This is a genomic window from Proteiniclasticum ruminis (assembly GCF_900115135.1).
GTDB lineage: Bacteria > Bacillota > Clostridia > Clostridiales > Clostridiaceae > Proteiniclasticum > Proteiniclasticum ruminis_A.
Genome location: NZ_FOVK01000013.1, coordinates 1 through 23,980 on the forward strand (window position 1 = coordinate 1; position 23,980 = coordinate 23,980).

A 23,980-nucleotide genomic window follows, 5' to 3' on the forward strand; every position below is an offset into this window, starting at 1 on the left:
AGCAAACCAATTTAATCAAACAACAGCCGGATCGCTATAAGTTCTTACCCACAAGTGTAACTTTCGATTTTCTTGACGAGAACACACCATACTATCCGATTTCGTTCCGTGCGGTCAAAGTGCAGTTGGACGATGGATCATACCAATGCTTTATCACGAATCTGGAGGGAGATGTCTTCCCACCGAAGGAGATCAAATCGCTATACTATCTTCGTTGGGGGATTGAAACTTCGTTCCGTGAGCTCAAACACACTTTGGCCTTAACACATTTGCATTCCAAAAAGAAAGAAAGCATTGCTCAAGAAATCTTTGCAAAAATGACGATGTACAACTTCTGTTCAATCATTACCTCGTACGTAGTGATTCAGAAGAAGGACCGAAAACATAACTATCAAGTCAATTTTTCGAGAGCCATCAGCATTTGCAAACATTATTTCAAGGAGAACAATGCTTTCTTAGACATCTGCAAGCTGATCCAAAAGTACATTCTCCCCATCCGGAGAGAACGAGCTTTCCCGCGTCAGATCAAGTTCAGGACTTTTGTCAGCTTTAATTATAGAATAGCGTAAATCCCGGTAAAGTCAAAATCCGGCGGGGTGAACCCGCCTGTTTGCTATGCAGAAAAATACTGAAGTCTACTTATTTCAGTAAAAATAGAAGACTGGACTCTGATTTACAGGAAATCCAGAATCCAGTCTTCTATTTGGTTTAATTAACTTAATGACATTGACCTCTTACACAGTGTACTTGTGTGAAGGTTCCTCTTTCTTGTTTTCTATAAAAATGAGATACAGTCCTAGAAGAAGCGTAATGAATTCCACCAAAGGAATGGTGAGCCAGATTCCATTGATGCCCAAGACCGGCGCAAGCAGAAATAATGCAAAAGGAATCAGCACAATACCGCGAAGCATCGATATCATAAAGGATATCCCGGCTTTTGCTTTGGAGGAAAAATAAGAAATGATCATGATGTTGACTCCTGCAAAAAAGAAGGAGGTGAAATACAGCGCCATTCCTTCTTTTGCGATGGCGTAAAGCTCCCGGTTGTTTTCCGGATTGAAGGCTCTGATGATCTCCTCTGGAAAAGCCATAAATAGGGTATAGAGTGCTGCGCCCAGAAGAAAGGAGAAGACCAGTCCCAGCCTTAAGGTGTGCCTGATGTTCTCTTTATTTCCCTGGCCATGATTATAACTCACAATGGGCTGGATTCCCTGCCCTGCTCCTGAGAACACGGCTATGAGTATCAGTGCAAGATTTGCTAAGATTCCGTAAGCAGCAACCCCTGTCTCTCCCACATACTCTAGAATCACGAGATTAAAAAGAAGAATCACAAGTCCTGAGGAAAGCTCCGTGATAAAGGATGGTACCCCAATGGAGAGTACTTTTTTCAGCTCCCCTGGTCTCCATGAGAAGCGGATGAGATGAAAGGTGTTCTCCTTTTTGATGAAGTATGGAAGAAGCACCAAAATGCTGATGATGGGTGCAATACCTGTGGCCAAGGCCGCTCCTGTCATGCCCATGTTAAGAGGATAGATGAACACATAATCCAGAAGGATATTCGACAGGCTTCCTGCCATCATAGCCTTCATGGCAAGCTTTGGCCTTTTGTCATTTCTCACCATACTCACCAGCATGCTGCTCACCATGAATATTGCGGAAAAGGGAAAGACCATGGTGGTGTAATCCAAAGAAAGATCCAAAATCTTTCCATCTGCCCCAAGAAGCATCACGATCTCTTCCGGGAAGAGAAGCCCAAAAGCAGTATAAAGAAGACCAATACCGAGGCCCACAAGGATCATCATGGTATACATCTCACTGCCCCGCTTCTGTCTTCTCTCGCCTTTGTAGATGGAAAACATGGTGCCAACCCCATTGCCCAAAAGTAGACTTGTGGCATAAATCAGGGTATAGGCTGGAATCACAATATTCAGTGCAACCAGGCCATCTTTTCCAATGCCGTTGGCAATGAAAAAGGTATCCGCCAGGATAAAAGCCGAAAACCCAATCATGCTGAGCACGTTCAGCGACACATATTTAAAAAAGGTTTCATAGAGCTTTTTCTTTTCTCTTTGCTCTTTACCCATAATTCCCCCAATAAAAGAAGGCCATCTCAAGAAAGCCGATGCCGTAACTAGAACAATTTTTCCATCCTATCTTACCCAAAGTTCCCCTTCTGGTCAAACCCATGAAATTTCAAACTTTTTCAATGGGTCCGTGGCCAATTTGACAATCTCGTGATTTTGGATAAAAGCTTCTATGAGAGTGTATGATTATTCGTCCTTTTCACCTGTTTCTCATAGACTTTGAGGGAATAAAAATTCTAGGAAAAAGAGAAAAGCTGTGTTACGATTTAGCAATGATAAATAACGTGAACAGGATGGTACAGATATGTTTATAGGCGAAATCGCGGCACTTCTCACAGCCTTCTGCTGGGTGGGGTCTTCCGTCTCTTTTGAATATTCCGGCAAGAAGGTAGGGTCTCTTGTGCTGAACCTCATGAGACTGGTCATTTCACTTCTGATCATTACGGTGATCAACTTCTTCATCACAGATGGATTTAGAAATCTCTCCGTCTCTCCCGAGGCATTCCAGGCTCTTCTGATTTCTGGTCTTGTGGGCTTTGTCATCGGTGATATGTTCCTATTCCAGGCTTTTGTGGAGATTGGGGCAAGGATCTCTATGCTCATTATGGCTCTGGCTCCGCCCATCACTGCGGTGCTCAGCTATTTTCTTTTGGATGAAACCTTGGGTCTTGTGCAGATCCTCGGTATGATGCTGACTTTCCTTGGCATTGCCATTGTCATCATGGGCAAAGAAAAAGGCTCCCAGAAGATTGTGGTGAAACACCCCATCAAAGGAATCACCTTTGCTTTTCTTGGCGCTGTGGGGCAGGCCCTGGGCCTTATCCTTTCCAAGGTAGGTGTCGCAGAGCTCAATCCCTTTGTGGCCACGGAGATCCGTATCTTCTCAGGAATTCTTGGTTTTATTCTTATCATCACCGTTACGAAGAAGTGGCCAAACTTCTTCGCCGCCTTTAAGAATAAAACAGCCATGGTGGGCATCACCATCGGATCCCTCTTTGGACCCGTGGTTGGTGTTTCCCTGTCTCTCATGGCCATCAAATACACCTCAACTGCCATTGCATCAACACTCATGGCCATTGTGCCTATTCTCATCATTCCAGTGACCATTTTCCTCTTTAAAGAGAAAGTGAAAACCAATGAAATCGTTGGTGCCATTGTGGGCGTCCTTGGTGTTGCAGTGATTTTCATGGGGTAAATATAATAAGAAGTAGAGAAAAGGAGATTTCCAAAATACTGTGGGAAATCTCCTTTTTACTTAGAGAAATCTGATGCCACAGATTTCATTCTGCCTATATCTTCTTTACTTCCAGCCAGAGCAGTATGCTGAAGAGGATTTCTATGACAATCATCACCGCTGATAACACATACACTGGGTAATTCACGCCCAGAATGAGGGCCCCAAAGGATATGCCAATGGAAAATATGAAGTAGCTTTTGGACTTGTACAGCCAGCCGTAAGGAAGAAGATGTGCCCCAAAGATCATGGCCAGCACCATGACCATTTTCTCAGGTGCTGCATTATAGATCCACATGGCAATCAAAAGATACAGCATCTGATTGAAGGAAAATAGTACTCCAAGTTCCGTCAACGGATTGCTTTTATTCGTAAAATCCACTTTGATCCATTTTGAAATCAGGTATGCCGTTGGCACCAGAATAGACGTGGCCATGAATGTATACAGATTCTTCCTGAGAATTTCTTCCGAACTGAGATGTATTCCTAAAATGATCATCCAAATCAAAACAGAGGCCAAAATGAAATGAAGTCCCTTTTTCTGTTTTAATGCGCAGTCTTTGCGCATCTCTTCTAAAGTCATGTACTCTCCTCCACTCATGGATCTTTTGATCCACCCTTTTTTATATAGTTCTTTCTCTGTATATATTTCTTCTGCTTATGATGTACTCCCCCTGCACTTATCTATCCTTAAGACTCTTCAAATAGAAGCTGTTGATTTCTTCCATCAAGCTCAAGTTAAGGTCCTGAGCCAGAGCCCTGTCAATCTTCGCGTAAAACTCTTTCTTCACATCATAAGGGATGTTCGAATCATAGGTATCATAAATTTCCCGGTACTTTTCATTCACTTCACTAATGTAATCCATACTGGCTTTCGAACGAAAAAGATCCATGTGCCCGCTTCGACCCGGTTCATCTATTGTGAGGGTTGTTACATAGGGATGATCCAGTGTCCTTATTTTAGAAATGATGGAGCTTTGATGATACCCCACCATTTCATCCTCTTTTCCATGAACAATAAATGTAGGGACCTCTGTGTGGCGAAGTGCGTCCTCAGCGCTGAAGCTAGCAGCTTTGCCAAACAGGATCCGCTCATAGAGCCATAGATAGGGATATTGCAGTTTTATGAAGCTGCCCATGATTTTCTCCCCTTGCTCCATGATCATCTCCATGGAACTGTTGGCACCGGATACCGAAACCACCGCTGCTATGTCATGCTCATAGTGCAGTATAGTAGCTGCTGCATATCCTCCCCAGCTATGACCAAAGAGAAGGACCGGTTTATCTTTAGTATCTGACTGGGTTTTTAGATACGATAATGCAGAATTGAGATCCAGCAGCGCCTGAGGAAACCCTTTTGTTGTTTTCCCTTCGCTGTCAAAGCTGCCGGTGGCATCATATGAAAAGACCTGCCATCCCTGGTCCACAAAATATGTAATCTGTGGCAGATAACTGTCTGCACCTCCACCAAGTCCATGCACCACGACCACCAGTGCCTTTGCATCCTCTTTTCCGTACACATACCCTTGCAACAGATTCTCCCCGGACTTGAAGGACACCAGTTTTCTGGGATAAGCTTCCTCTAAATCTTCATACCGCAAACCAGCTGAAACATCCATATCATGTCTTTCATACCTTGGGAACTGTCCATTATAGATCACAATACCTGCAATCATAGAAATCATAGAATAGATCACAAGAAATGCTGCAATGGATCTTCCTATGATTCTTCTCTTCGTTGTCTTATTTATCTTCTTCATCCTGCTCCATTACTCCTTTATCTCCGCTCTTCTCTGACCTTCTCTCCTGCACTTCAGTATAAAAAACAAAACCACATTAGAGGGATTGACCGTTCCCCTGCGGTGCATCGAACCAATTCCTCATCCTCTCGTTGCCCATAAGTATACTGTGTTTTCCGGATTCTAAATAACTGAATGCACGATTTTGATCAGTGTCTGGAATGCGGCACTGGGATTTGCCTGCTGGTTGGTTGTTCCAGTAATATAAAGATCTGCTTCAGGCACATAAAAAGCTACGGATCCAGTGGAGCCACAATGGCCAATCATGTCGGGCACTGCTTTCAACGGGGAAAGAATTCGAGGCATATAGAACTTCTGGATCCCAATTCCATATTGAAAAGGGAAGAAAATGGGATTCCACTTCTTCAGATCTTCTATTTTATCCCTTGGATAGAAATAGCCGTTGAAAAAGGCTTTCAAAAAGATCATCTGATCCTTTGCTGTGGAGATCACATCATTTTGTGTCGACGTGATGAATTTGCTGATGTTTCTCTTCTCGTTTTTATAATATGGATAGATATAACTGGTGTCCTGAGCATCTTCACACACGTAGGTCCTGTGCATCTCCAGATCAGAAAACAGCTGATTCAGCACTTCTTTCACTGGTTTATCCAGGACTTTCTCGATGACCAGGTTCAGCAGCTGGTGATTGGTATCGATGTATTTTGCTCTGTTGCCTTCTCCTGGACTAAAATGTGGTTTCATGGTCTTTACTCGTTCTATAACCTTTTCCAGTGGCCAGGACTGGTCCATTCCGGCTTCCAGGTCTTTTATCACGGAGTTCCCCTCTAAAGGCTGATCTTCAAAATAACATGGTAATCCTGAAGTGTTTGAAAGTAGATGCACCACACGAATGTCTTTTGAATGATCTTTCCCTCCCAGCACGTGGAGTCCCTTCAAGTGTGCTGGTTCCATATACTTCTCCAGTGCATCTGTAAAATGAAGCCTTCCTTCCTCGATGAGCTTTAACGTTACTGCGGAAACCATCATTTTATTGATGCTTGCAATGTAGTAGGAGCTCTCTACGTCCATATCACCAGCTGCTCCGCTTAAGGACTTTCTGCCATCTCCTGAGGATACATGAAATACTGCGCCATGAATGTGCTTTTTTTGCAATACCTGTTTTACGATATGCTCTAGGGTATCTTCATCAAAGCGCTTCATTTGCCTTCCCTCTCTTTCTTCTTCATCGCCACAGAAATGATCTCCTGTCCAGTTTCCAGCAGAATCTCTTCCATTTCATCATCACTCAACCAAGTGGGTTTTTGGTCTGTCGATGTAAGTACGGACAGGCCAATCTGAAAGGCTCTCATTTTGAAAAGTAGCCTCCGCCGCTCCTGAATACTCCATTCCTTCATGGTTTCATCCTCCGCCATAGAGGATAGAATCTGCGTCTCCACGGCATCATAGGACGCCATATATTTATTGGGTTCCAGGGTAAGCTCACGGAAAATAACTGGGTATTTTCTTGCAAATGCTAAACTAGCCAGCCCGATCTTCTCGAAAGTGCTGGAACCCTTCTGTTTTGCCAACAGGTCTAGAGAGCTCTCCATCACTCTCTCCACCACCGCGTCGATGAGGTGATCTACTGTTTCAAAGTTCAAATAGATGGGTGCTACGGAGCTTCCTAACCTTTTCGCAACATTTCTGGTAGTGATACTAGAGATCCCAGTCTCTTGGGCTATGGCCAAAGCCGCTTCCAGGATTGCACTTCTGTCAAATACAGTTTTTGGTGGCATGGAACACCCTCCTCTTCTTTTGTTAAATAACACATGTTATCTATCATTTATTATTTAATTTACATGATTTTTTATCTGGTGTCAATGACTGAATTGTTTAGCTTCTATAGATCCTTACAATGTATTTCTTCATCGAAAAAGAGACTCCTGTTCAACAGGAATCTCCTTCATAATAAATTACTCTTCAGTCTTTTCTTCTGTGTTCATCTTCTCGTCAATATGCGCTAAGTCTGATTCATCGTAACTGCCAAACCAAACCTTCAGCCTTTCTCTGGCTTTCTTTTTTGTATCCTCGTTGATGTAAAACGCAACCATCACAAGTGCCGCCATGAGTGCAGTTAAGTCATCTGTATACCCTGCCACTGGGATGAAATCCGGAATCAGATCCACGGGGAAGATGAAGTAGCCTAGGGCTCCAATGATGACTGACTTTGCCTTCATTGGGGTTTCGGGTTGCTGCAGTGTGTAGTATAGAAGCAGAGCCAGATAGATGACTTTGATTCCCGCTTTCTTTGCAAACTTCATGATTTTGTCGAACAACTTCTCTTCGGAATAGGCTTCCGTATACTTCTTCTCTTCCAGTTCTTTTTCATCAAAATCCATGGGTTCATCTCCTTTTCATCTATTGTTTTTAATTGGTCATCAGAATGTTTCAGAAGTCAGCAGTGCGGATGAAGCCTCTTCTTTTACTAATACTCAGAGGCGAACATCATTGTTGCATAGTCCCCATCATCAATGACAAAGATTTTCTCCTCCTGATGAATGGAAGGATGGTCCACTTTTACTGTATAGGATACAGAGTAGTCCGGATTCTCCTGCTGATGGGTCAGCTTAAGATCTTCTTCTTTCATCTCCAGCTTAAATACCTGAAGATAGTCTTTTTCCACATCTAGGCCGTCAATGAGATCCCATAATAAGATCTGTAGATCTGGTCTCAAAAAGGTCTGAATGCCTTTTGTCATGTAGCGGTTTCCACTGAACATTTTTCTATCCATAATGCACCTCTTTGTTTTGATAAGAGTATTATGGAATTTGAGAAAGTTCTTAATCGCTTCACAGCTAATCTGCTATCTTTTCTTGAGTAATATAGTCATACAAGTCATCTCTGACAGGTACATCTAGTTTATACCTTATTTTTACGACATTCACATTCGTCCCCCGCATCTTTGCTTGGACCGGACTTCCAATCGCATCAATCTTGCCAAGGAAGTAAAACTCCTTCGAAGTTTTATCTGTTTTATCCTTACGGACAAAAAGTAATATTTCAACACCTAGATCTTTAGCAGAATATATGGTTTGAACATCATCTGACTGGATAGTACGTCCTGATTTACTAAAAGCTAAGAACTCTGAAGGTGAGAAAAACTCATCATGATACTGTATTGTCTCGCTAATATCATCGTCCTTGTGATAATTGATAAACACGGGGAAAGTCTTTGTCTCTTTATCAAATTTATAGCCACCAATATTTAGAGGAACCTCATTTTTACTCCAATCTAAAAGCCTACATACATCTTCATAGGTATACTTTTCATTTAGCACAAAATTTGTTTCTCGATAATGATTACTGTATCTTTCTTCATACTTTCTCAACCCGATATTTAGAAGTTCCATGACCATTTGTTGAAATACAGAGTTCTGTAAACACCGAAGAAACGCACTTGATCTTTTATAATCTTGTCCTTCTTTCTCAATGAAGATTGCTTTAGCAAAGGTGCTTTTTGATGAACCTGTAGCAAAATTTTGCGTCATTTGGTTTATTAAATTAACTCTAGTATTCTTATTTACTTCGATTCTATACTTTTCAAATAATAAGTCTTCGAGTTTAACAAGAACTGCAGATTCTTCGTTTAGTAATAATTTAATGAACTCTAGTTCATGTGGTCGCTTTCCATTTACGTACTTGAGCGAAATAAATTCAATGAACTTTTCTTCTTCTGTGTTTAAAGAAATCTGATAGTCTTTCTCATATTTTCTAAGAAAGTTATGATATGAGCCTGTCTTAGCAAAGATTCTTTCAATATCAATGACATCATATTTGATAAACTCAGTCAGTAATGGAATTCTACCCAATCTATTCTTTAAATCCTGATAAGATTCTTTAATAATCTTCAGATCATTAAAATCTGCGTGATCAATAGATTTATAGATTCTCTCACGTGTTATCTTGTCAAAATTAATTGTAGAACAACCATAGATAATTCTATTACTTTCAGCAACATATCTACGAATATTATCTTTGTTGTAAGACTGGTCTCCTGACAAGGCGATGGGGATTAAATAGTTGTTATCGTAGTTTCCAATGAAATCCAGTACAACGACATATTCCTTCCCAAAAACCTTTCTTAGACCTCTTCCAAGTTGCTGAACAAAGATAATGGCTGACTTCGTGGGCCTTAACATCACCACTTGGTTAATTTCCGGTATATCCACACCCTCATTAAAAATATCCACTGTAAAGATATAGTCCAAGGCACCTTCATTTTCATCTTGTCCTAACCTCTGAACGGCTTCAGCTCTTTCCTCTTGTGAACTAGCACCACTTAAAGCAAGTGTTCTATATCCAATATCATTAAATTTCTGCGATAGATTTTGCGCTTCTTCGTTTCTACTGCAAAACACAAGCCCCTTAACTCGGCTTCCAGAATATCCATAAAACTCAACCTTTTCTTTTATATATTGAACTCTAGCATCTGAAACCAAATGATTAAACTGTGTCTGATCATCAATGATTTTTCCTTCGACCATTAATTCTGTAATGCCAAAATAATGAAATGGACATATGAGATCTTCTTTCATGGCATCATTCAGTCGAATCTCATAGGCGATATTATGATCAAATAGTTCAAATATATCGAATCCATCTGTTCTTTCAGGAGTCGCGGACATACCGAGTAGAAATTTTGGCTGAAAATAATCAATAATCGTTTTATACGATTTGGCCCCTGCACGATGGACTTCATCAATAACAATATACTCAAAGTCATCAGGCGAGAACTGCCTATAAATATGCTCTTTTGAGAGTGTCTGGATTGTTGTAAAAATATAATCCGCTTGAAAATCCTTATGATTTCCACTTAATATCGACATTGTTTTTTCAAAGCCTATAACTTTTCTGAAACTCTTCAATGCTTCTTTAGCGATTTGCTCCCGATGAACTACAAATAGAAATCTCTTTGGATTAAATTTTTTAACATCGAATGCTGACAAATAGGTTTTTCCTGTACCTGTAGCTGAAATGATTAATGTTTTTTCATGCTGTCTATTTCTTGTTGCTTCCAATTCTTGCAATGCATTAACCTGCATTTTATTTGGTTTAATCGCATTGAGGTACAGTAGTTTACCGGATAGATGATCTTCTATGGTCTTTTCTGCGGTACTATTAATATTCTTTTGTAGTTCATATATCTTTGAATACGCATCAATCCAATTGATATCTACGATTGTTGCGTGAGTAAACATACTGTTGAACTCTTCAATTGTATTTGAAACGATGGCTCCTTCTTTTGAGGAAGAAACTTTTAAATTCCACTCTTTGTTCTCACATAGCGCACTTTGTGTCATATTGCTACTACCAACTATAATGGAGTACTCCTCACCTTTTCGAAAAATATAGGCTTTTGTATGCATTTTAGCCGCTTCTTGAGTAACAATTCTTAGCTCAACATTCTTTAATTCTAAGAGTTTTTTTAAAGCTTTAGGAGATGAGAAATTCTGATATTGAGAAGCAATTATTTTCCCCTGTATCCCTTTTTCTTCTAACTCCTTAAGTGTATTTAGTAAGACCGTAACGCCACTTTCTGTAATAAATGCCACGGAAAAATAGAACGCATCACAATGAGAGAGTTCTTGAATGATACTAGTAAGTACCTTTTCTCCTCTCTCAGGATCATTAATGATCAGACGTGGTTTATATGATTCCAGTGCAGTCTCTGTTCTATCGAGAAAACCGTGGACTAAGCCCTTACTCAATTCACTATTTGCTATCATTTAAATCTCCCTCATTAATTTCTCCACTATAGGAACATCTGCTGGTGCCCAATCAAGAAGCAATAGATTCTGTCTCTCCATCCACCGGAATGCTCCATGGTCATTTAACGTAAACTTTAAATCATCAACTTCAATCAAATATCCATGCATGATTATCCTAAAATCAGGATAGATATGGTCTACGGTCATTAAATATTGATCCTGTGAAACTGAAATAGTTAAGTCCATTTCTTCATGAAGTTCACGCTGTAAAGCCACTTCTCTCTGTTCTCCTGGCTCAATCTTACCACCTGGAAACTCAAATTTCCTCGAAATATACTTTAGAGGAGATTCATTCCTTTGCATACACAGAAACGAATCTCCTCTCTTAAATATTGCAGCAACAACTTCTATTGTTTTCATTCATTTCCCATTCTTTCATCGTTATTATTTGAGAATTCTACAGCACACTGGTTTTTGCGAATTCCTCTTTACTTAAGTATATGCCACTTTGAGCCAGTCTTGAAGATCTATCTTCATACAATCTCGACATCATTTCAAATCGATCCTCGACTATTCCATAATGGAGTCTCCGATGACACGTAGGACAAAGACAAACAATATTAGCGTATATATCTAGACTCACTGAGAATCTTGTCTGATGTCTCAAGGGAATTGCATGATGACCTTCCATATAAGGTTTTTTCGTTTTCTCTGCAATAAAGCTTTGATGTGAAGAATCGAGTTCGCACTGATAACCCGCCAATTCTAAGGACTGAATTTTTATGATCTCGGATCTTTGCCACCTGTATACTTCAGATTTTTCTCTGAGATTCATTTCAATAGGCATATCCAGAAGTTTAACCTTATCTTTTAGTTTGGAAAATGATTCACCACAGGCAAACCGATAATAATTATTTAAGCCCGCACTGTACATTTGATTCCCTCTTTTATCTTGAGCCATGAACTCTTCAGCCCCAAATAGAATCTCTCGAACTTCAGAAAGCCTTTCAATATCTCCAATTTCATAAATATCTTCTTGTACTAACCCCATGCTTTTGAGCTTTCTTGATATGTTATTCAGGGCATCGAAATAGTGATTGACCGTGGACCTTTTAAGCCCCCTAATGTCAATCAAATATCTTGAATAATAATCTTTTAAAATTGATACTTTCGATTCACTTCGAACTTGTTCTTCTTCACGATTCCTATTCAAATCTTCACCCCCTCAAAGTTGCAGAAAATCTTTTCAGTCAAGGAGATTTATTCATTGTACTTCCAACCCTCATCCCCGTGATAGATCATCCTCTTACTCATACCACCATCCACAGTGATATTTTCTGCATTGATAAATGAAGATCTTTCATCACAAAGAAACAGGACTGTTCTCGCAATATCCTCTGGCACACCCACTCTTTCAGAAGGATGCTGCTTTCTATCCGCCTCACTGAAATTCTCTTCATCCGTGGTATCAATCCATCCTGGCGCAATGCTGTTCACTCTTGCAATCCCCTGTAGGCTCATGGCCATGGCATGGGTCAGTGCAGTAATCCCGCCTTTTGCAGCACTATAACTTTCCGTATCCTTCTGACTCATGAAGGCTCTGGTGGAGATGATGTTCACAATGGAAGCTCCGGGCTTGAAATGTTCTTTCAAAAGAAGCGTAAGATAATACGGTGCAGATACCCCCACCCGTAGAATCTCATTGAACTCTTCATAGGTGCAGCCACTGAGAAGTCCCTTATGGCTGAAACAGGCATTATGGATGAGAACATCCACTTTCCCATACCTTTTCTTGATCTCTTCCGCAAACTCCACCAGCACAGATTCAGAAGCAAGGTCTCCCTCGAAAAAGAAGTGCTTCTTCTGATCTTGAAATGAGGAAAGAAGATCCTTCCCTGCTTCTCCATCCTTATCAATAAATGCCACCGACGCGCCTTCTTTCACAAAGGCTCTTACCAAGGCTTTTCCAATGCCATTGGCTCCTCCGGTGATGACACATACTTTTCCATCCAATTCTCTCACCTCATATTAAACGGTTTACACTAAGCCTAGTATATCAAAATTAACTGTATATTTGAATAATTTACAGAATTATGTATAGAATCTATTCTTATTTGCATACTTTTGGTTGCATCTAACTGGAAAGTACCACAAAATATATCCCAATGTCAGGACAGTAATTTTTCATTTTTCTGAAGTCAGCTCTGAAAAGTTCCCTGAGCAGCCACCTCTATCTGTGTTTATTGCAAAATAAAAAGACCGCATTACTGCAGTCTTTTCAACATCTATTCTGTGATCTTCAATGTGTTGGACATGGAAATGACAAGAAGAAGCCCCGTGAGAAGAACCGCCACACCCGCTGACAGAAGAAAATCTCCTGAAGAGAACATCTCCGTCATGAGGTTCACGTTCTCAGAAACCAGCGTCATGGGATTATAGGGCTTAAGATCTGGGAACAGCCCAAGAAGCGTAAGAATCAGTGCAGCTCCTCCTGCAAGAAGAAGCGCCCCATATACATTCTTGAACAGCAGGCCTCCAAAGATGACCATGCTGAGGAGAAGCACCCCAAAGATCCACATACCCAAAATGCCTAAGAACAAGTTCGGCAGCTCCATTTTCTCAAAAAAGTACAGCGTATACCCCAGGGTGATGAGGGCAGATGCGGCGTAAGACAACGTCCACTGAAACACCGCTGAAGTAAACTTAGAAAGCACCACCACTTTTCTTGAAAGACCCTTGGTCACCATATGGATGAGGGTTCCCTTTGAAATCTCCCCCGCCATGATTCCGCTGAAAATCACCGTCAGGACGATCATTCCCGTCTGGGCTCCATTTTTAAAGAACTGCATCCAGGAATCTATGGCTTTGGGCTCTTCCAAGGTAATGGTCATGCCTTCCGGCAGAACACTTTCAAGGATTTCCGGCAGGACCTTGGCCATGACAGGATTCAGAAATCCGAAGACCACAAAAATCAGAAACAGAATCATAAACTTATAAGTCCGAACACTCTCCATGATCTCTTTTTTGGTAAAAGCCACAAAACTTCTCACTTGACCACCTCCAAAAACAGATGCTCCATGGTGGGCTCCAGAAGCTCCACCTTCTGCGGAACAATCTGAAGAGTCAGCAGCACCTCATAGACATCCTTCTGTATATTTTCCATGTTTCTTCCTGTTACAAGAACACTTCTTCCATCTCCATCCCGTTCCATCTCATAAGAAGACAGCTTTTCAGAAGCCATGAAGGCATGAAGATCTTTTTCCTCTTGAAACAGCACATCCAGGCCTTCTTTTCTGTGCTTCTTCTTGATCTCTTCCAGTGGTCCCTGAAGCACCAGATGTCCTCCATGCAGAACAGCCACCTCATCACAGATCCTTTCCACATCCGAAAGGATGTGGGTGCTGAAAATGACTGTGGTCTTTCCCTTCACAGACTGGAGAATCCTAAGGATCTCCATACGGCCCATGGGATCCAGCGCCGACGTGGGCTCATCACAGATGAGAAGCTTTGGCTCGTTTAAAAGCGCCTGGGCAATACCAAGTCTCTGTTTCATGCCCCGGGAAAAGGCACCGATTCTTTTTTTGCTTATTGGCAGCCCTACCAGGGACAGAAGCTCCTCGCTTCTTTTTTTGATCTTTTCCTTTTCCATCCCTGTGATTTCACCGCAAAGGCTGAGATATTCCATTGGTGTCATATAGCTGTAAAATTCCGGCACATCCGGCAGATACCCTATATACCGGTTGGTTCTGGTCTCTCCGTATTTTACCGGTTCCCCACAAACATAGATCTCTCCTTGGTCCTTCTCCAGAAGCCCCAGAATCATCTTCATGGTGGTGGTTTTTCCTGCACCATTCTGGCCGATGAACCCAAAGATCTTCCCCTCTGTCACAGAAAGATCAATGCCCTTAATCACTTCAGAAGACCCGAACGCTTTTTTCAGACCTTCAATCTTTAACACTTCCATCTATTCCTCGCCTCTTCCAAAGATAAAATACACCACTGGCCCGATGAACTGCACAAAGCTCAGAACCACCCATAAAGGTCTGTTTCCGAATTTATAGTTTCTGTGGGTCAGCACATGCCACAAAGATGCTGCAGTCAAAGCGAATTGCACCACAATAAGGGGAATCAGCACCGGCAGATATTCTCGTAATCCTTCTAGATTCATCTTTATTCCTCCGATCATTTTTTATTTATTAAAGGTTCTCCAGCTCCAGAAGGATGGACCGGAAAGCCTGCTCCTCCTGAAGAGGCTGAAAAAGAGGGTATTCTCTCACTGCGCTCAGCATACCTTCCTTGATGAGCTTGTCACCTCTGGGGGCACTGTTTCCAAGATCCAGTTCCTCCAGCCAAGGAAGAACCTCCGTAAAGAACTCATCTCCCTGCAGCTGAAAAGGGAACTTGAAATTTTTACAGGCCTCTGTATAAAGGCGAAGCATCTTCAACGCTTCCTCCTTCTGTCCATGGACCATATAACCATGGGCACCGGAAAAAGCAATCTGTCCCATGACATTGGGATGAAGGGTCATGACCCCCATGGTATCCGCCACCGGAAGGATTCTTTTCAATGCTTCCTTAAAAACCTCCAGATCCCCGGACACATGCATGAGATTCGATGCGCCTACGGAAAGGTAGTTCATCATATGCTGATAAAGACTCACCTGAAGCACCGATGCTGCTTTCTTCGCCTCACCCCGCATGGCATAGGCACTGGCAAGCACCACCTCATCTCCGGAAATGGGCAAGAAACTCGGCTCCAGAAGCTCCAGCACTTCCAGAGAATCTCCCAGGATCATCTGGACCGTGGCCTCTAATGAAGTCGCCTGCTTCATGAGCCATAGATCTCCACTCTCCTCCCTTATACGGCGGAGCAGCTGAAGAGTCCTCTCCAGAACTTCTCTTTGGACTTCCTTTTCCTCCAGCATATGATGGTTGAGAAGTAGAATGGACATCTGGAGAAGACAGGGAAAACAGCTGTAATACTTCTCTGTGATGGTCAGAACATCTCTGTATACCTGCCGGAAGGGTTCCTTCCCAAACCGGTCACTGAGATCTTTATAGGCTCTTCGGATCTCAGCTTTATCCATCTGAGGCAGATAGCCGATAAGCTCATCAATGGTGATATTAAAAAAGGAGGCCAGGCGCGGCAGAAAGGTGATGTCCGGAAAGCTCTGCCCCGTTTCCCATTTGGATACGGAGGCTTTGGTGACCCCCATGTATTCAGCCAGGGCATCCTGGGTGAGTCCTTTCTCTTTTCTTTTCTGTAGTATAATCTTACTGATCTGGATTTCCTTCACAGCCACCCCTCCTTGAATATGTCTTTACCATGATTATCCTTTTTTTCAGAGAAAAAAACAATGGATGCAAAAGATACTTCGGTAAATAAAATCAACCAATAGGATACTTCTCCAAAATAGTTTCTGACACCAATTGTCTTAGAAATGTCACGAAATCAAGATACAATCTGATAAGATGAAGTTAGAATAACAAAGTATGAAAGTGAAAGGCCGGTGCAAACCATGTCCAAGAAAAGAAGCATTCTGGGTATCCTCCTCCTGACGGTCCTTCTCCTTGTCAGCGGATGCACTAAGAGTAAACCGCAGCTCACGGAGGACAATGAAAAAGACCTGGCAAACATGATCACTTATCTGGAAGACCAGAACTATGAAAGCAGTGTGGAAGAGGCAGATTCCGATATCTTTCCAGGCATCCGCATGCGTATCAAAACGGGAACCGAAATACTCGATGTCTATTTCTATGAGAATCCTACCACTTTGGAAGAAGTGGCATCTGGAATAGGAAAGGATGGCTCCTCTTACCAAAACAAGTCCAAGACCAAAGTAATTGAAATTTCCTGGATCTCTGAACCCCATTTCTTCAAGAAAAACACCATGATGGTGCAGTACATCGGAGAAGATAAGAACATCATAAAGCTCCTCACCACTTATTTAGGACCTCAGTTTGCAGGAATGTAATACATAACGACTCTATCAGAAAGGAAATCTTATGGTGAACATCAGACGTGCCACAGAAAATGATGCGCCTCTTCTTGCCGGTCTTCGGGAACAGGTGTGGAAGGAGACCTATGAGGGCATTTATCCAGAGGAAATGCTTCGTTCCTTTGACAGAACCCTGCATGAGAAAAAGTTTCATAGCCAAATCACTGCACCAGACACCCTTGTGTATATCGTGGAGTTTGATAATACGCCCATTGGGTACTTCTCCTTTGGAAGACCCCGAAAAAAAGAAGAAAGGCCCAAGGATCTCGTGCTTCACTCCTTGTATCTTCTGTCCAGCCATCAGGGCAAAGGCATCGGAAAAAGAATCTTCCGTTTCATCAGAACATACGGTGAAGACCATCAGCTGACAAAGCTCTACTCTTCCTGTAATGCCCATAACCATAGTGCTTTGGCATTTTACCAGAAGATGGGCGGTAACATCCTCTTTTCCGATGTGGGTCATGAAAATCCAGCAGAAGACTCTGTTTATCTGGAATACGACATAGATCGAGAGCTATAGTTCTCGTGCAAAAAGGCACCCATTTTAATGGATGCCTTTTTACTATGGGTATAATCATGTATCGATTTGGTTTTATGCACCTAAAATCAGTTCCAGCAGCCCTGTGGCTTGCGCAAAAACAAACAGAATCCCGATGGGGGCCACATACTTGATCATCACTGTCCAGAACCCTTTCAGCGGGAAGGAAAGTTTCCCATGGTTTGTGACTTCATCTATGGCTTTGTCCACTCCCCAGACCCATCCAATGAAGAGGCACATGAGAAGTCCACCCAGCGGCAGGAAGACGTTGCTTGCAAGAAAGTCCACATTATCCAGAATGTCCCGGCCGAAGAATCTTACATGGGACCAGAGTCCCTGTCCCAGTGAAGAAGGAATCCCCATGACAAAGATCACCGCAGCCAAGGTCACAGTGGAGAATTTTCTGGACCAGCCTCTTTCATCCACCGCATAGGACACCACCACTTCCAGGATGGAAATGGACGAGGTCAGGGCCGCGAAGAGCACCAGAATGAAAAACATCACCGCAAAGAAACCGCCAAGGGGCATCTGGGAAAAAACCGCAGGAAGTGTGATGAATAAAAGCCCAGGTCCCCCTTCCGGATTGAATCCAAAGGAAAAAACAGCAGGCAGAATCACAAGTCCAGCCACCAAAGCGACGATGGTATCGATGAGCGGAATCTCCATGGCACTGGAGATCAAGTTCTGTTCTTTATCAAGGTAACTGCCATAGGTAATCATGGTCCCCATCCCCAGACTCAAAGAAAAGAACACCTGACCCATGGCCGCCAGAATCACTTCTGCATTGATCTTCGAAAAATCAGGAATCAGGAGAAACTTCACACCTTCCATGGCTCCTGGAAGCGTCAGGGAACGGATCATGAGAAGGATCAGCATGACAAAAAGTGAAGGCATCATAATTTTACTGTAGCGCTCTATTCCTTTGGCGACTCCGCCAATGACAATGAGAACTGTAAGAGCCATGAAAATGCCATGATACACAAGAGGCTCCAGAGGATTCTGAATGAAATCCGTGAAGAGCTCTCCAAGCACTGCGCCATCTGTCACATTGAAATCCCCGGATACAGCTTTCACCAGGTATCGGATGACCCATCCGCCAATGACACTGTAAAAAGAGAGGATGAGAAAACCAGCAGCCACACCTAACACACCAATCCAGGCATACTTTGATTTCAGCTTTCTATATGCACCAATGGGTGACAGCATGGTGGCACGTCCCATGGACAGTTCTCCCAGCATCAACGTAAATCCGATGATAAAAAGAATCACAAAATACACCAGAACAAAGGCTCCTCCACCATTGGCACCAGCCGTGAATGGAAACCTCCATAAGTTGCCAAGACCCACAGCAGAACCAGATGCCGCCAGGACAAAGCCCAGCTTCGACGTGAACTGTCCCCGCTTTTCTTTTTTATTTTCCATACTAAACACATCCCCGTTTATCATTTCCAGTTAGAAGCTCAGATATCAGAAAATTCCATGCATCACTAAGATACACGGAATCCACACCAGCACAACTTCGCTATAGAATATTGTTTATTTTATCATTCTTTTCGGGCACTTACAATTTATTTGTTATTATTTCCCATTAATATTATTATTCTGGCAATTTTGAATCTTCCATAAGGCACGTAACCATTACTCTTTCAATAGATGGCAGAATAAAATTTGATATTCAAAGTATCCTGTTTCTCCTTTGATTGATTCTTGTAAGTTTCGCTTCTTGAATCGTCATTCTAAATCCTATATAGGACTCCTCAAACCATCCACAGAAATCACTCTGATACTGAAGTTTAAAAACTCAAAAACACATGAGCACAACGATCCCTACGTACACTTTATATATTCTGTTCCTCTTAATATTCTTTTATCATATCGAAACGAATGTTATACTTGTATAAATCTATAAATCAGCTTAGAGGAGGAGATGAAATGAAGAAACTCACCGCAATGATACTGATGCTGCTTTTTCTTTCCGGATGCACCGTTATGAATCATTTTACAGGAAGAGATCGGACCGGAACGTATATTACCCTTGGGGACATTAATGACATACGATACGTCGGCGTCAATGTATATATGGATGGGCTGATCTTTTCCAGTTATGAACTCAATAAGGAAAACGGCACTTTCAATAAAGGTGAAGTGATTTGGTTTAAGGTTCCCATCTCGGACAGTCCCTACACTCAAGAGATTGAAGTCGACTACGGTGAAAATCCTGATGGAAGCGACTCATCTCTTACAAACAGGATGGATATCACAGAAGCAGATCAGTGGGTCTCTGTATACCTGCATGATGACTTTTCTATAGAATTATCCGATTTCAAATAACATTTCCGTCACGATAGAAGCTGAACCTTTTCAGCCCGAATAGACTCTCCTGCAGAAAACTGCTGAAATCAGAATCTTGATTCTGCTGCCTCATAAGTCAGTAACATCCATATTTATATTCACCGATGAAAGTCATTGTAAATCAATGGCCTTCATCGGTTTTTCATTTCTATTTATCCAGCATTAAAAAGAAAAATAAAATAAATTTGATAAAACTAGTTGAAAAGTAGACTAATATGAGGTATGATAGTCTCAAGTTAGTTGAAAAGTAGACTAACTTCAAAAATAAAAAATATAAAGATAAATTAATCGGAGGAACATCATGAAAATAGGAATTATTATAGGTAGTGTAAGAGAAAGCAGAAACGGGGAAGCAGTTGGAAAGTGGATCCATGACTTTGCAGTAGGAAGACAAGATGAAGGTGTGGAATATGAACTGGTAGATCTCAAGGACTACAATCTGCCCTTCCTAGGAGCAGCCGCTTCAGAAAACCAGATGGCAGCTGTAGGAGCATGGCTCAGTAAAATCGCTTCCTTTGACGGATATGTGTTCATCACACCAGAGTACAACCGTTCTGTAGGTGGAGCATTCAAGAATGCCCTGGATTATCTCGATGGAGAAATCAAGAACAAGGCAGTAGGATATGTTGGATACGGCGGACTTGGTGGCGCCTTTGCCATCCAGTCCTTAAGAGGCATCAACGCAGAACGTTCTTTGGCATCTGTACGAACCATGGTGTCCTTCTCCCTGATCACAGACTTTGAAAACTTCTCCGTATTTAAGCCTGGTGCACACCATGCAGTGAATGCAAGCGCCATGCTGGATGAAGTGATTCTATGGTCTAGAGCTTTTGAAACCATCAGGAAGGTGAGTTAATTGAAAACAGTTCCCTATACCACCGGTGAGGCAAAACTGTCTCCCAAAACCCGTCTGGGTCTCGTGCATCTGAAAGTGAAACATCTGAAAGAACAGACCGCCTTCTACAAGGAAGTGCTGAAGATGACCCTTCATGAGGAAAGTGAGAATCATGCTGTCCTCGGAGATACCAAAAAGCCTCTTCTCTATTTAAGAAGAGTAGAGGATCTGAAAAGATATTCCAATACCACTGGCATGTATCATTTCGCCCTGCTCTATCCCAGTGAAAAAGAACTGGCCAAAGCCATCGCCATGCTTTTTGCGGTGAAATACCCCAATTCTCCCACAGACCACGGCATGTCCAAGACCACTTATCTGAAGGATCTGGAAGGAAATGACATCGAGCTCTATGTGCGAACGAAAGAGCGCGGACACTACGTGGAAAAAGCAGGTGACCTGAAGTTTCTTTATACCGACGGCACCCTGACTGATGGACGGGATCCTCTGGATCTTACGGAGCTCTTTCAGCATCTATCTGAGAATGAGAAAGTGGACAGCCCACTGGAAGACATGGAAATGGGCCACATTCACTTATATGGCTCCAATCTAAACAATATGCTGAACTTCTACAGGGATGTGATGGGATTTGCGGAAGGACTCATGATGAGAAGCTTCGCCATGGGCGATGTGGGTCTTGAGGAAGAGCAGTACCATGTGGTTGCCTTCAACTCCTGGAAACAGACGGATACCCCTGCTCCTGAAGATGCGGCTGGCCTGGATTTCTATACTCTGGTCTTATCCGGAAAGGAAGACTATCTGGCGCTGAAGAAAAGACTTGAGGAGGCAAAGGTGGAAACCTTACAAGAAGAAGATGGAGAATACCTCTACGATCCTTCCCATATCAAAATCAAACTGGAAATCGACAACGTGGCTGCATAAAGAAAGCTCAACTCTGGGAGGAATCTGTCGCAGCTTAGTTGAAAAGTGAACAGATGGACGGTATAATTACTTGACAGATGAAACAAGCTTTGAGGCCTTAGGTCTTCAGAGCTTGTTTCCCTATAGAAAGAGCTGACCCCAGTAGACCCGCCCATAGCTTGAGATGAAAGGAGGCTGAAAAATATGAACTTTGAAACCATGGATGCCCTGTATACCAAACTATTAAAGATCAACCATCTCATGAGTTTGAGCCTTGCTGAAATTGCCAAGGAGGAAGATCTCAATCCATCGGAACTGATGATTGTGCTGGATGTGAAAAACAATCCCCATACAGATCTTCAGAGCGTCTGCGAACGGCTGGGCATGAAAAAAAGCACCGCCTCCAAAGCCATCCGGAAACTCATTGAGGTGGGCTATATTGAAAACCACGTCTGTGAAAGTGACCAGAGAAAAGTCTCCCTGGTGGGCAAAGAAAGCACCTGCCATGAGCTTTGTAAAGAAAGCACCCTCATGACCACCTTTAAAGGCATCGATGACCCCAAGTATGATGTGGATGTGATCTTACACTCTTTAGACGATCTTCTGGAGATCCTCTCCCAGAGGTCCATAAGCCAAGAAGAAGAGTAGACCAAATAAGTCATAAAATCTTTTGTCCTCTGCCAAATATAAGCATTAAGCCGCTGCCAAGAAATCTCTACAGATTTTTTGCAGCGGCTCTTCCTATGTGAAGATTCCTATGAGAAGACTCTCCTTACCGGGGATTTTGTTGAAGCATCCAAAGAAACCACTTATAATGAGGAAAACGTATGGAACCCCATCCGACTATCTTCCCAAGGATCCATCCTATATCCTTGCCACGAAGGAGAATCCTTTCTGCCAAGGAAACATAAAACTTATAAACAAAACATTGGAGGTAATTTGTATGATGTTTGATACTAAAAAACTGGAATGGACAAGAGAGCCTGAACACTATAAGATCACCCCAGAGAAGATTGAAATCACCAGTCTGCCCCATACGGATCTGTGGCAAAAAACCTATTATCACTTCCGGAATGACAACGCTCCAGTGCTCCAAATGAAAACCTCAGAACCCTACTTCTCCTTTGTGGTGAAGACAGAATTTGACTGCAAGCACCGCTTTGATCAGTGCGGCGTTTGTATTTATCTGGACAGTGACAACTGGATCAAAGCCTCCATCGAGTATGAAGACGAGAAGTTTCAGCATCTAGGCAGCGTCGTGACCAATCACGGCTACTCAGACTGGGCCACCACAGAAATCGATGCAGGGATAAAATCCATGTGGTACAGACTCAGCCGAAGACTGGATGATTTTCGCATCGAATGCTCCGAAGACGGGATGACCTTCCATCAGATTCGGATCTGTCACCTCTTTGAAGGAAAAGGAGAAATCTCCTTTGGCCTCTACGCCTGCAGTCCAGAAGACTCCTCCTTTCTTGCTGCCTTCACCCATATGGAGATGACAGAGTGCAAGTGGCTTCCACACGAAGGGCAAAAGCCCGATGATTCCCTTTAACACCCTTCCTATGAATTCATTTCTAAGACAAGAGCCGCTGCCAGTCACCTTACATACCAGGTGCTGCAGCGGCTCTTTACTTATTATGTGTCAAAAAGATACGTGGATGAATAAAGAAAATTCATCCTTAAATTTCTACAGTTCCCTTCAGAAGCCTCTCAATAAACTGCGCCACACCATCCTCATAGTTGAAGCCTGTCACATCCTTGGCCAGGGCTTTAAGGTCTTCCGGCGCATTCCCCATGGCCACACTGTAGTCCGCCTCTTTCAGCATCTCCACATCGTTATAGTAGTCTCCGAGAACCACAATGCGCATCTCCTCCCCGAAGGTTTTCTTCAGTTTTGGGAACATAGTGGATTTTGACACATGAGCAGGAAGGATCTCCAGAAAAATATCCGCTGAGGATACCCATCTGTAGTGGTCTGGATCCTTTTCCTCCAAATGTCTTCGGATGGCTTCCAGATCCTCCCCGATGCCAGCTAAGAGTATCTTTACCCAAGGCTCCTGCTCTATACGAGAAAGCTCTGAAACCACATAAGGCTCATGATCTTTTAGAATGCTCTCCTCTGCCAGATCCTTTCCGGACAATAGATGGCTCTCCTCTTTTGTGTACACAAAAATCATCACTTCCGGATAGGTTTGAAGAATCCATTTCATCACATCCTTCAGCCCCTCTTTCTCTAAAGTCACCACATCAACGACTTTCTCCTGATGAAAGTCGTACAGCATGGCTCCATTATAGAGAATGGAAGGGCCATTGATGGAAACCCCTTCAATAAAAGGCTTCACATTCACCTGGCTTCTCCCCGTGGCAATGCCGAAGGTGCCTCCTGCCTCAATAAATCTGTCAATAGCTTTCTTGTTCTTCGAAGACACTCTCATATCGTCTCCCAGAAGCGTTCCGTCCATATCGCTGAGCAGCATAATATTCTTCAGTTCTTTCATGGTTCTTAT

At 42.6% G+C, this 23,980-nt stretch carries 26 protein-coding genes; 9 read left to right on the top strand and 17 right to left on the bottom strand.

All coding sequences use genetic code 11. From position 1 onward, the window contains the following. Positions 1–569 (top strand): transposase (locus BM243_RS12730; protein ID WP_143093593.1); only part of this gene is annotated, 569 nt, incomplete at its 5' end. Positions 570–734: 165 nt separating this feature from the next. On the opposite strand, the gene BM243_RS12735 is transcribed toward BM243_RS12730, so the two are convergent. Then, positions 735–2,084 carry an MATE family efflux transporter gene (locus BM243_RS12735; RefSeq protein WP_074912728.1) on the bottom strand — a complete coding sequence of 450 codons (1,350 nt, stop codon included), beginning with the start codon at positions 2,082–2,084 and terminating at the stop codon, positions 735–737. Positions 2,085–2,388: 304 nt separating this feature from the next. Between BM243_RS12735 and BM243_RS12740 the strand changes: the two genes are divergently transcribed. Then, positions 2,389–3,279 (top strand): DMT family transporter, encoded by an 891-nt coding sequence (locus BM243_RS12740; protein WP_074912729.1) that lies wholly within the window; start codon positions 2,389–2,391, stop codon positions 3,277–3,279. 94 nt (positions 3,280–3,373) lie between these two features. Here the strand turns inward: BM243_RS12740 and BM243_RS12745 are convergent, their stop codons facing one another. From BM243_RS12745 to BM243_RS12805, 14 genes are all read right to left on the bottom strand, one after another. Continuing rightward, positions 3,374–3,901 (bottom strand): DUF7010 family protein, encoded by a 528-nt coding sequence (locus tag BM243_RS12745; RefSeq protein ID WP_074912730.1) that lies wholly within the window; start codon positions 3,899–3,901, stop codon positions 3,374–3,376. 97 nt (positions 3,902–3,998) lie between these two features. After that, positions 3,999–5,078 carry an alpha/beta hydrolase family protein gene (locus BM243_RS12750; RefSeq protein ID WP_074912731.1) on the bottom strand — a complete coding sequence of 360 codons (1,080 nt, stop codon included), beginning with the start codon at positions 5,076–5,078 and terminating at the stop codon, positions 3,999–4,001. A gap of 162 nt (positions 5,079–5,240) precedes the next feature. Further along, the gene (locus tag BM243_RS12755) at positions 5,241–6,281 is read right to left on the bottom strand and encodes a serine hydrolase domain-containing protein (protein WP_074912732.1); all 1,041 of its coding nucleotides are present in this window, start codon (positions 6,279–6,281) and stop codon (positions 5,241–5,243) included. Then, the gene (locus tag BM243_RS12760; protein WP_074912733.1) at positions 6,278–6,856 is read right to left on the bottom strand and encodes a TetR family transcriptional regulator; all 579 of its coding nucleotides are present in this window, start codon (positions 6,854–6,856) and stop codon (positions 6,278–6,280) included. Before BM243_RS12760 ends, BM243_RS12755 begins: the two co-directional genes overlap by 4 nt. A gap of 177 nt (positions 6,857–7,033) precedes the next feature. Continuing rightward, positions 7,034–7,459: a YkvA family protein gene (locus tag BM243_RS12765; RefSeq protein WP_074912734.1), complete on the bottom strand. Its 426-nt coding sequence runs from the start codon at positions 7,457–7,459 to the stop codon at positions 7,034–7,036. A gap of 86 nt (positions 7,460–7,545) precedes the next feature. After that, positions 7,546–7,851, bottom strand: a complete 306-nt coding sequence (locus BM243_RS12770; protein WP_083422799.1) for a DUF960 family protein — start codon at positions 7,849–7,851, stop codon at positions 7,546–7,548. A gap of 64 nt (positions 7,852–7,915) precedes the next feature. Continuing rightward, positions 7,916–10,846 (bottom strand): DEAD/DEAH box helicase, encoded by a 2,931-nt coding sequence (locus BM243_RS12775; protein ID WP_177213522.1) that lies wholly within the window; start codon positions 10,844–10,846, stop codon positions 7,916–7,918. Beyond that, a complete protein-coding gene (locus BM243_RS15295) occupies positions 10,847–11,248 on the bottom strand; it encodes a (deoxy)nucleoside triphosphate pyrophosphohydrolase (protein ID WP_177213523.1) in 402 nt (133 codons plus the stop codon). Positions 11,249–11,285: 37 nt separating this feature from the next. Then, positions 11,286–12,041, bottom strand: coding sequence for an HNH endonuclease (locus BM243_RS12780; RefSeq protein WP_074912735.1), 756 nt, complete (start codon positions 12,039–12,041; stop codon positions 11,286–11,288). 47 nt (positions 12,042–12,088) lie between these two features. Further along, the gene (locus tag BM243_RS12785) at positions 12,089–12,850 is read right to left on the bottom strand and encodes an SDR family oxidoreductase (protein WP_083422800.1); all 762 of its coding nucleotides are present in this window, start codon (positions 12,848–12,850) and stop codon (positions 12,089–12,091) included. A gap of 263 nt (positions 12,851–13,113) precedes the next feature. Further along, a complete protein-coding gene (locus tag BM243_RS12790) occupies positions 13,114–13,878 on the bottom strand; it encodes an ABC transporter permease (RefSeq protein WP_074912737.1) in 765 nt (254 codons plus the stop codon). Next, entirely contained in the window at positions 13,875–14,792 is a 918-nt protein-coding gene (locus tag BM243_RS12795; RefSeq protein ID WP_074912738.1) for an ABC transporter ATP-binding protein, read from the bottom strand. Before BM243_RS12795 ends, BM243_RS12790 begins: the two co-directional genes overlap by 4 nt. Beyond that, entirely contained in the window at positions 14,793–14,996 is a 204-nt protein-coding gene (locus BM243_RS12800) for a PLDc N-terminal domain-containing protein (protein WP_074912739.1), read from the bottom strand. A gap of 28 nt (positions 14,997–15,024) precedes the next feature. After that, positions 15,025–16,125 (bottom strand): helix-turn-helix domain-containing protein, encoded by a 1,101-nt coding sequence (locus BM243_RS12805; RefSeq protein ID WP_177213524.1) that lies wholly within the window; start codon positions 16,123–16,125, stop codon positions 15,025–15,027. Between the two features lie 222 nt (positions 16,126–16,347). Here BM243_RS12805 and BM243_RS12810 point away from each other — a divergent pair, with 222 nt between their 5' ends. Continuing rightward, positions 16,348–16,803, top strand: a complete 456-nt coding sequence (locus BM243_RS12810; RefSeq protein WP_074912741.1) for a hypothetical protein — start codon at positions 16,348–16,350, stop codon at positions 16,801–16,803. 31 nt (positions 16,804–16,834) lie between these two features. Continuing rightward, the gene (locus BM243_RS12815) at positions 16,835–17,347 is read left to right on the top strand and encodes a GNAT family N-acetyltransferase (protein WP_074912742.1); all 513 of its coding nucleotides are present in this window, start codon (positions 16,835–16,837) and stop codon (positions 17,345–17,347) included. 72 nt (positions 17,348–17,419) lie between these two features. On the opposite strand, the gene BM243_RS12820 is transcribed toward BM243_RS12815, so the two are convergent. Then, entirely contained in the window at positions 17,420–18,787 is a 1,368-nt protein-coding gene (locus tag BM243_RS12820; RefSeq protein WP_074912743.1) for a sodium-dependent transporter, read from the bottom strand. Between the two features lie 510 nt (positions 18,788–19,297). Between BM243_RS12820 and BM243_RS12825 the strand changes: the two genes are divergently transcribed. The 5 genes from BM243_RS12825 (at position 19,298) to BM243_RS12845 (ending at position 23,025) form a co-directional block, all read left to right on the top strand. Next, positions 19,298–19,696, top strand: coding sequence for a hypothetical protein (locus BM243_RS12825; protein ID WP_074912744.1), 399 nt, complete (start codon positions 19,298–19,300; stop codon positions 19,694–19,696). Positions 19,697–20,018: 322 nt separating this feature from the next. Then, positions 20,019–20,573: an NADPH-dependent FMN reductase gene (locus tag BM243_RS12830; RefSeq protein WP_242943564.1), complete on the top strand. Its 555-nt coding sequence runs from the start codon at positions 20,019–20,021 to the stop codon at positions 20,571–20,573. Continuing rightward, a complete protein-coding gene (locus tag BM243_RS12835; protein ID WP_074912746.1) occupies positions 20,574–21,491 on the top strand; it encodes a VOC family protein in 918 nt (305 codons plus the stop codon). 183 nt (positions 21,492–21,674) lie between these two features. Beyond that, positions 21,675–22,118: a MarR family winged helix-turn-helix transcriptional regulator gene (locus tag BM243_RS12840; RefSeq protein WP_074912747.1), complete on the top strand. Its 444-nt coding sequence runs from the start codon at positions 21,675–21,677 to the stop codon at positions 22,116–22,118. 295 nt (positions 22,119–22,413) lie between these two features. Continuing rightward, positions 22,414–23,025, top strand: coding sequence for a DUF1349 domain-containing protein (locus tag BM243_RS12845; protein ID WP_074912748.1), 612 nt, complete (start codon positions 22,414–22,416; stop codon positions 23,023–23,025). A 127-nt stretch (positions 23,026–23,152) separates the two neighbouring features. Here the strand turns inward: BM243_RS12845 and BM243_RS12850 are convergent, their stop codons facing one another. Next, positions 23,153–23,971 (bottom strand): Cof-type HAD-IIB family hydrolase, encoded by an 819-nt coding sequence (locus BM243_RS12850; protein WP_074912749.1) that lies wholly within the window; start codon positions 23,969–23,971, stop codon positions 23,153–23,155. Positions 23,972–23,980 lie beyond the last annotated feature (9 nt).

Bases quoted from the DNA above. Each gene is read 5' to 3' on its own strand.
- BM243_RS12770 (WP_083422799.1), bottom strand. From the start codon at position 7,851: ATGGATAGAAAAATGTTCAGTGGAAACCGCTACATGACAAAAGGCATT.
- BM243_RS12795 (WP_074912738.1), bottom strand. From the start codon at position 14,792: ATGGAAGTGTTAAAGATTGAAGGTCTGAAAAAAGCGTTCGGGTCTTCT.
- BM243_RS15295 (WP_177213523.1), bottom strand. From the start codon at position 11,248: ATGAAAACAATAGAAGTTGTTGCTGCAATATTTAAGAGAGGAGATTCG.
- BM243_RS12760 (WP_074912733.1), bottom strand. From the start codon at position 6,856: ATGCCACCAAAAACTGTATTTGACAGAAGTGCAATCCTGGAAGCGGCT.
- BM243_RS12840 (WP_074912747.1), top strand. From the start codon at position 21,675: ATGAACTTTGAAACCATGGATGCCCTGTATACCAAACTATTAAAGATC.
- BM243_RS12800 (WP_074912739.1), bottom strand. From the start codon at position 14,996: ATGAATCTAGAAGGATTACGAGAATATCTGCCGGTGCTGATTCCCCTT.
- BM243_RS12815 (WP_074912742.1), top strand. From the start codon at position 16,835: ATGGTGAACATCAGACGTGCCACAGAAAATGATGCGCCTCTTCTTGCC.
- BM243_RS12825 (WP_074912744.1), top strand. From the start codon at position 19,298: ATGAAGAAACTCACCGCAATGATACTGATGCTGCTTTTTCTTTCCGGA.
- BM243_RS12740 (WP_074912729.1), top strand. From the start codon at position 2,389: ATGTTTATAGGCGAAATCGCGGCACTTCTCACAGCCTTCTGCTGGGTG.
- BM243_RS12765 (WP_074912734.1), bottom strand. From the start codon at position 7,459: ATGGATTTTGATGAAAAAGAACTGGAAGAGAAGAAGTATACGGAAGCC.
- BM243_RS12820 (WP_074912743.1), bottom strand. From the start codon at position 18,787: ATGGAAAATAAAAAAGAAAAGCGGGGACAGTTCACGTCGAAGCTGGGC.
- BM243_RS12750 (WP_074912731.1), bottom strand. From the start codon at position 5,078: ATGAAGAAGATAAATAAGACAACGAAGAGAAGAATCATAGGAAGATCC.
- BM243_RS12775 (WP_177213522.1), bottom strand. From the start codon at position 10,846: ATGATAGCAAATAGTGAATTGAGTAAGGGCTTAGTCCACGGTTTTCTC.
- BM243_RS12735 (WP_074912728.1), bottom strand. From the start codon at position 2,084: ATGGGTAAAGAGCAAAGAGAAAAGAAAAAGCTCTATGAAACCTTTTTT.
- BM243_RS12745 (WP_074912730.1), bottom strand. From the start codon at position 3,901: ATGACTTTAGAAGAGATGCGCAAAGACTGCGCATTAAAACAGAAAAAG.
- BM243_RS12810 (WP_074912741.1), top strand. From the start codon at position 16,348: ATGTCCAAGAAAAGAAGCATTCTGGGTATCCTCCTCCTGACGGTCCTT.
- BM243_RS12845 (WP_074912748.1), top strand. From the start codon at position 22,414: ATGATGTTTGATACTAAAAAACTGGAATGGACAAGAGAGCCTGAACAC.
- BM243_RS12830 (WP_242943564.1), top strand. From the start codon at position 20,019: ATGAAAATAGGAATTATTATAGGTAGTGTAAGAGAAAGCAGAAACGGG.
- BM243_RS12850 (WP_074912749.1), bottom strand. From the start codon at position 23,971: ATGAAAGAACTGAAGAATATTATGCTGCTCAGCGATATGGACGGAACG.
- BM243_RS12755 (WP_074912732.1), bottom strand. From the start codon at position 6,281: ATGAAGCGCTTTGATGAAGATACCCTAGAGCATATCGTAAAACAGGTA.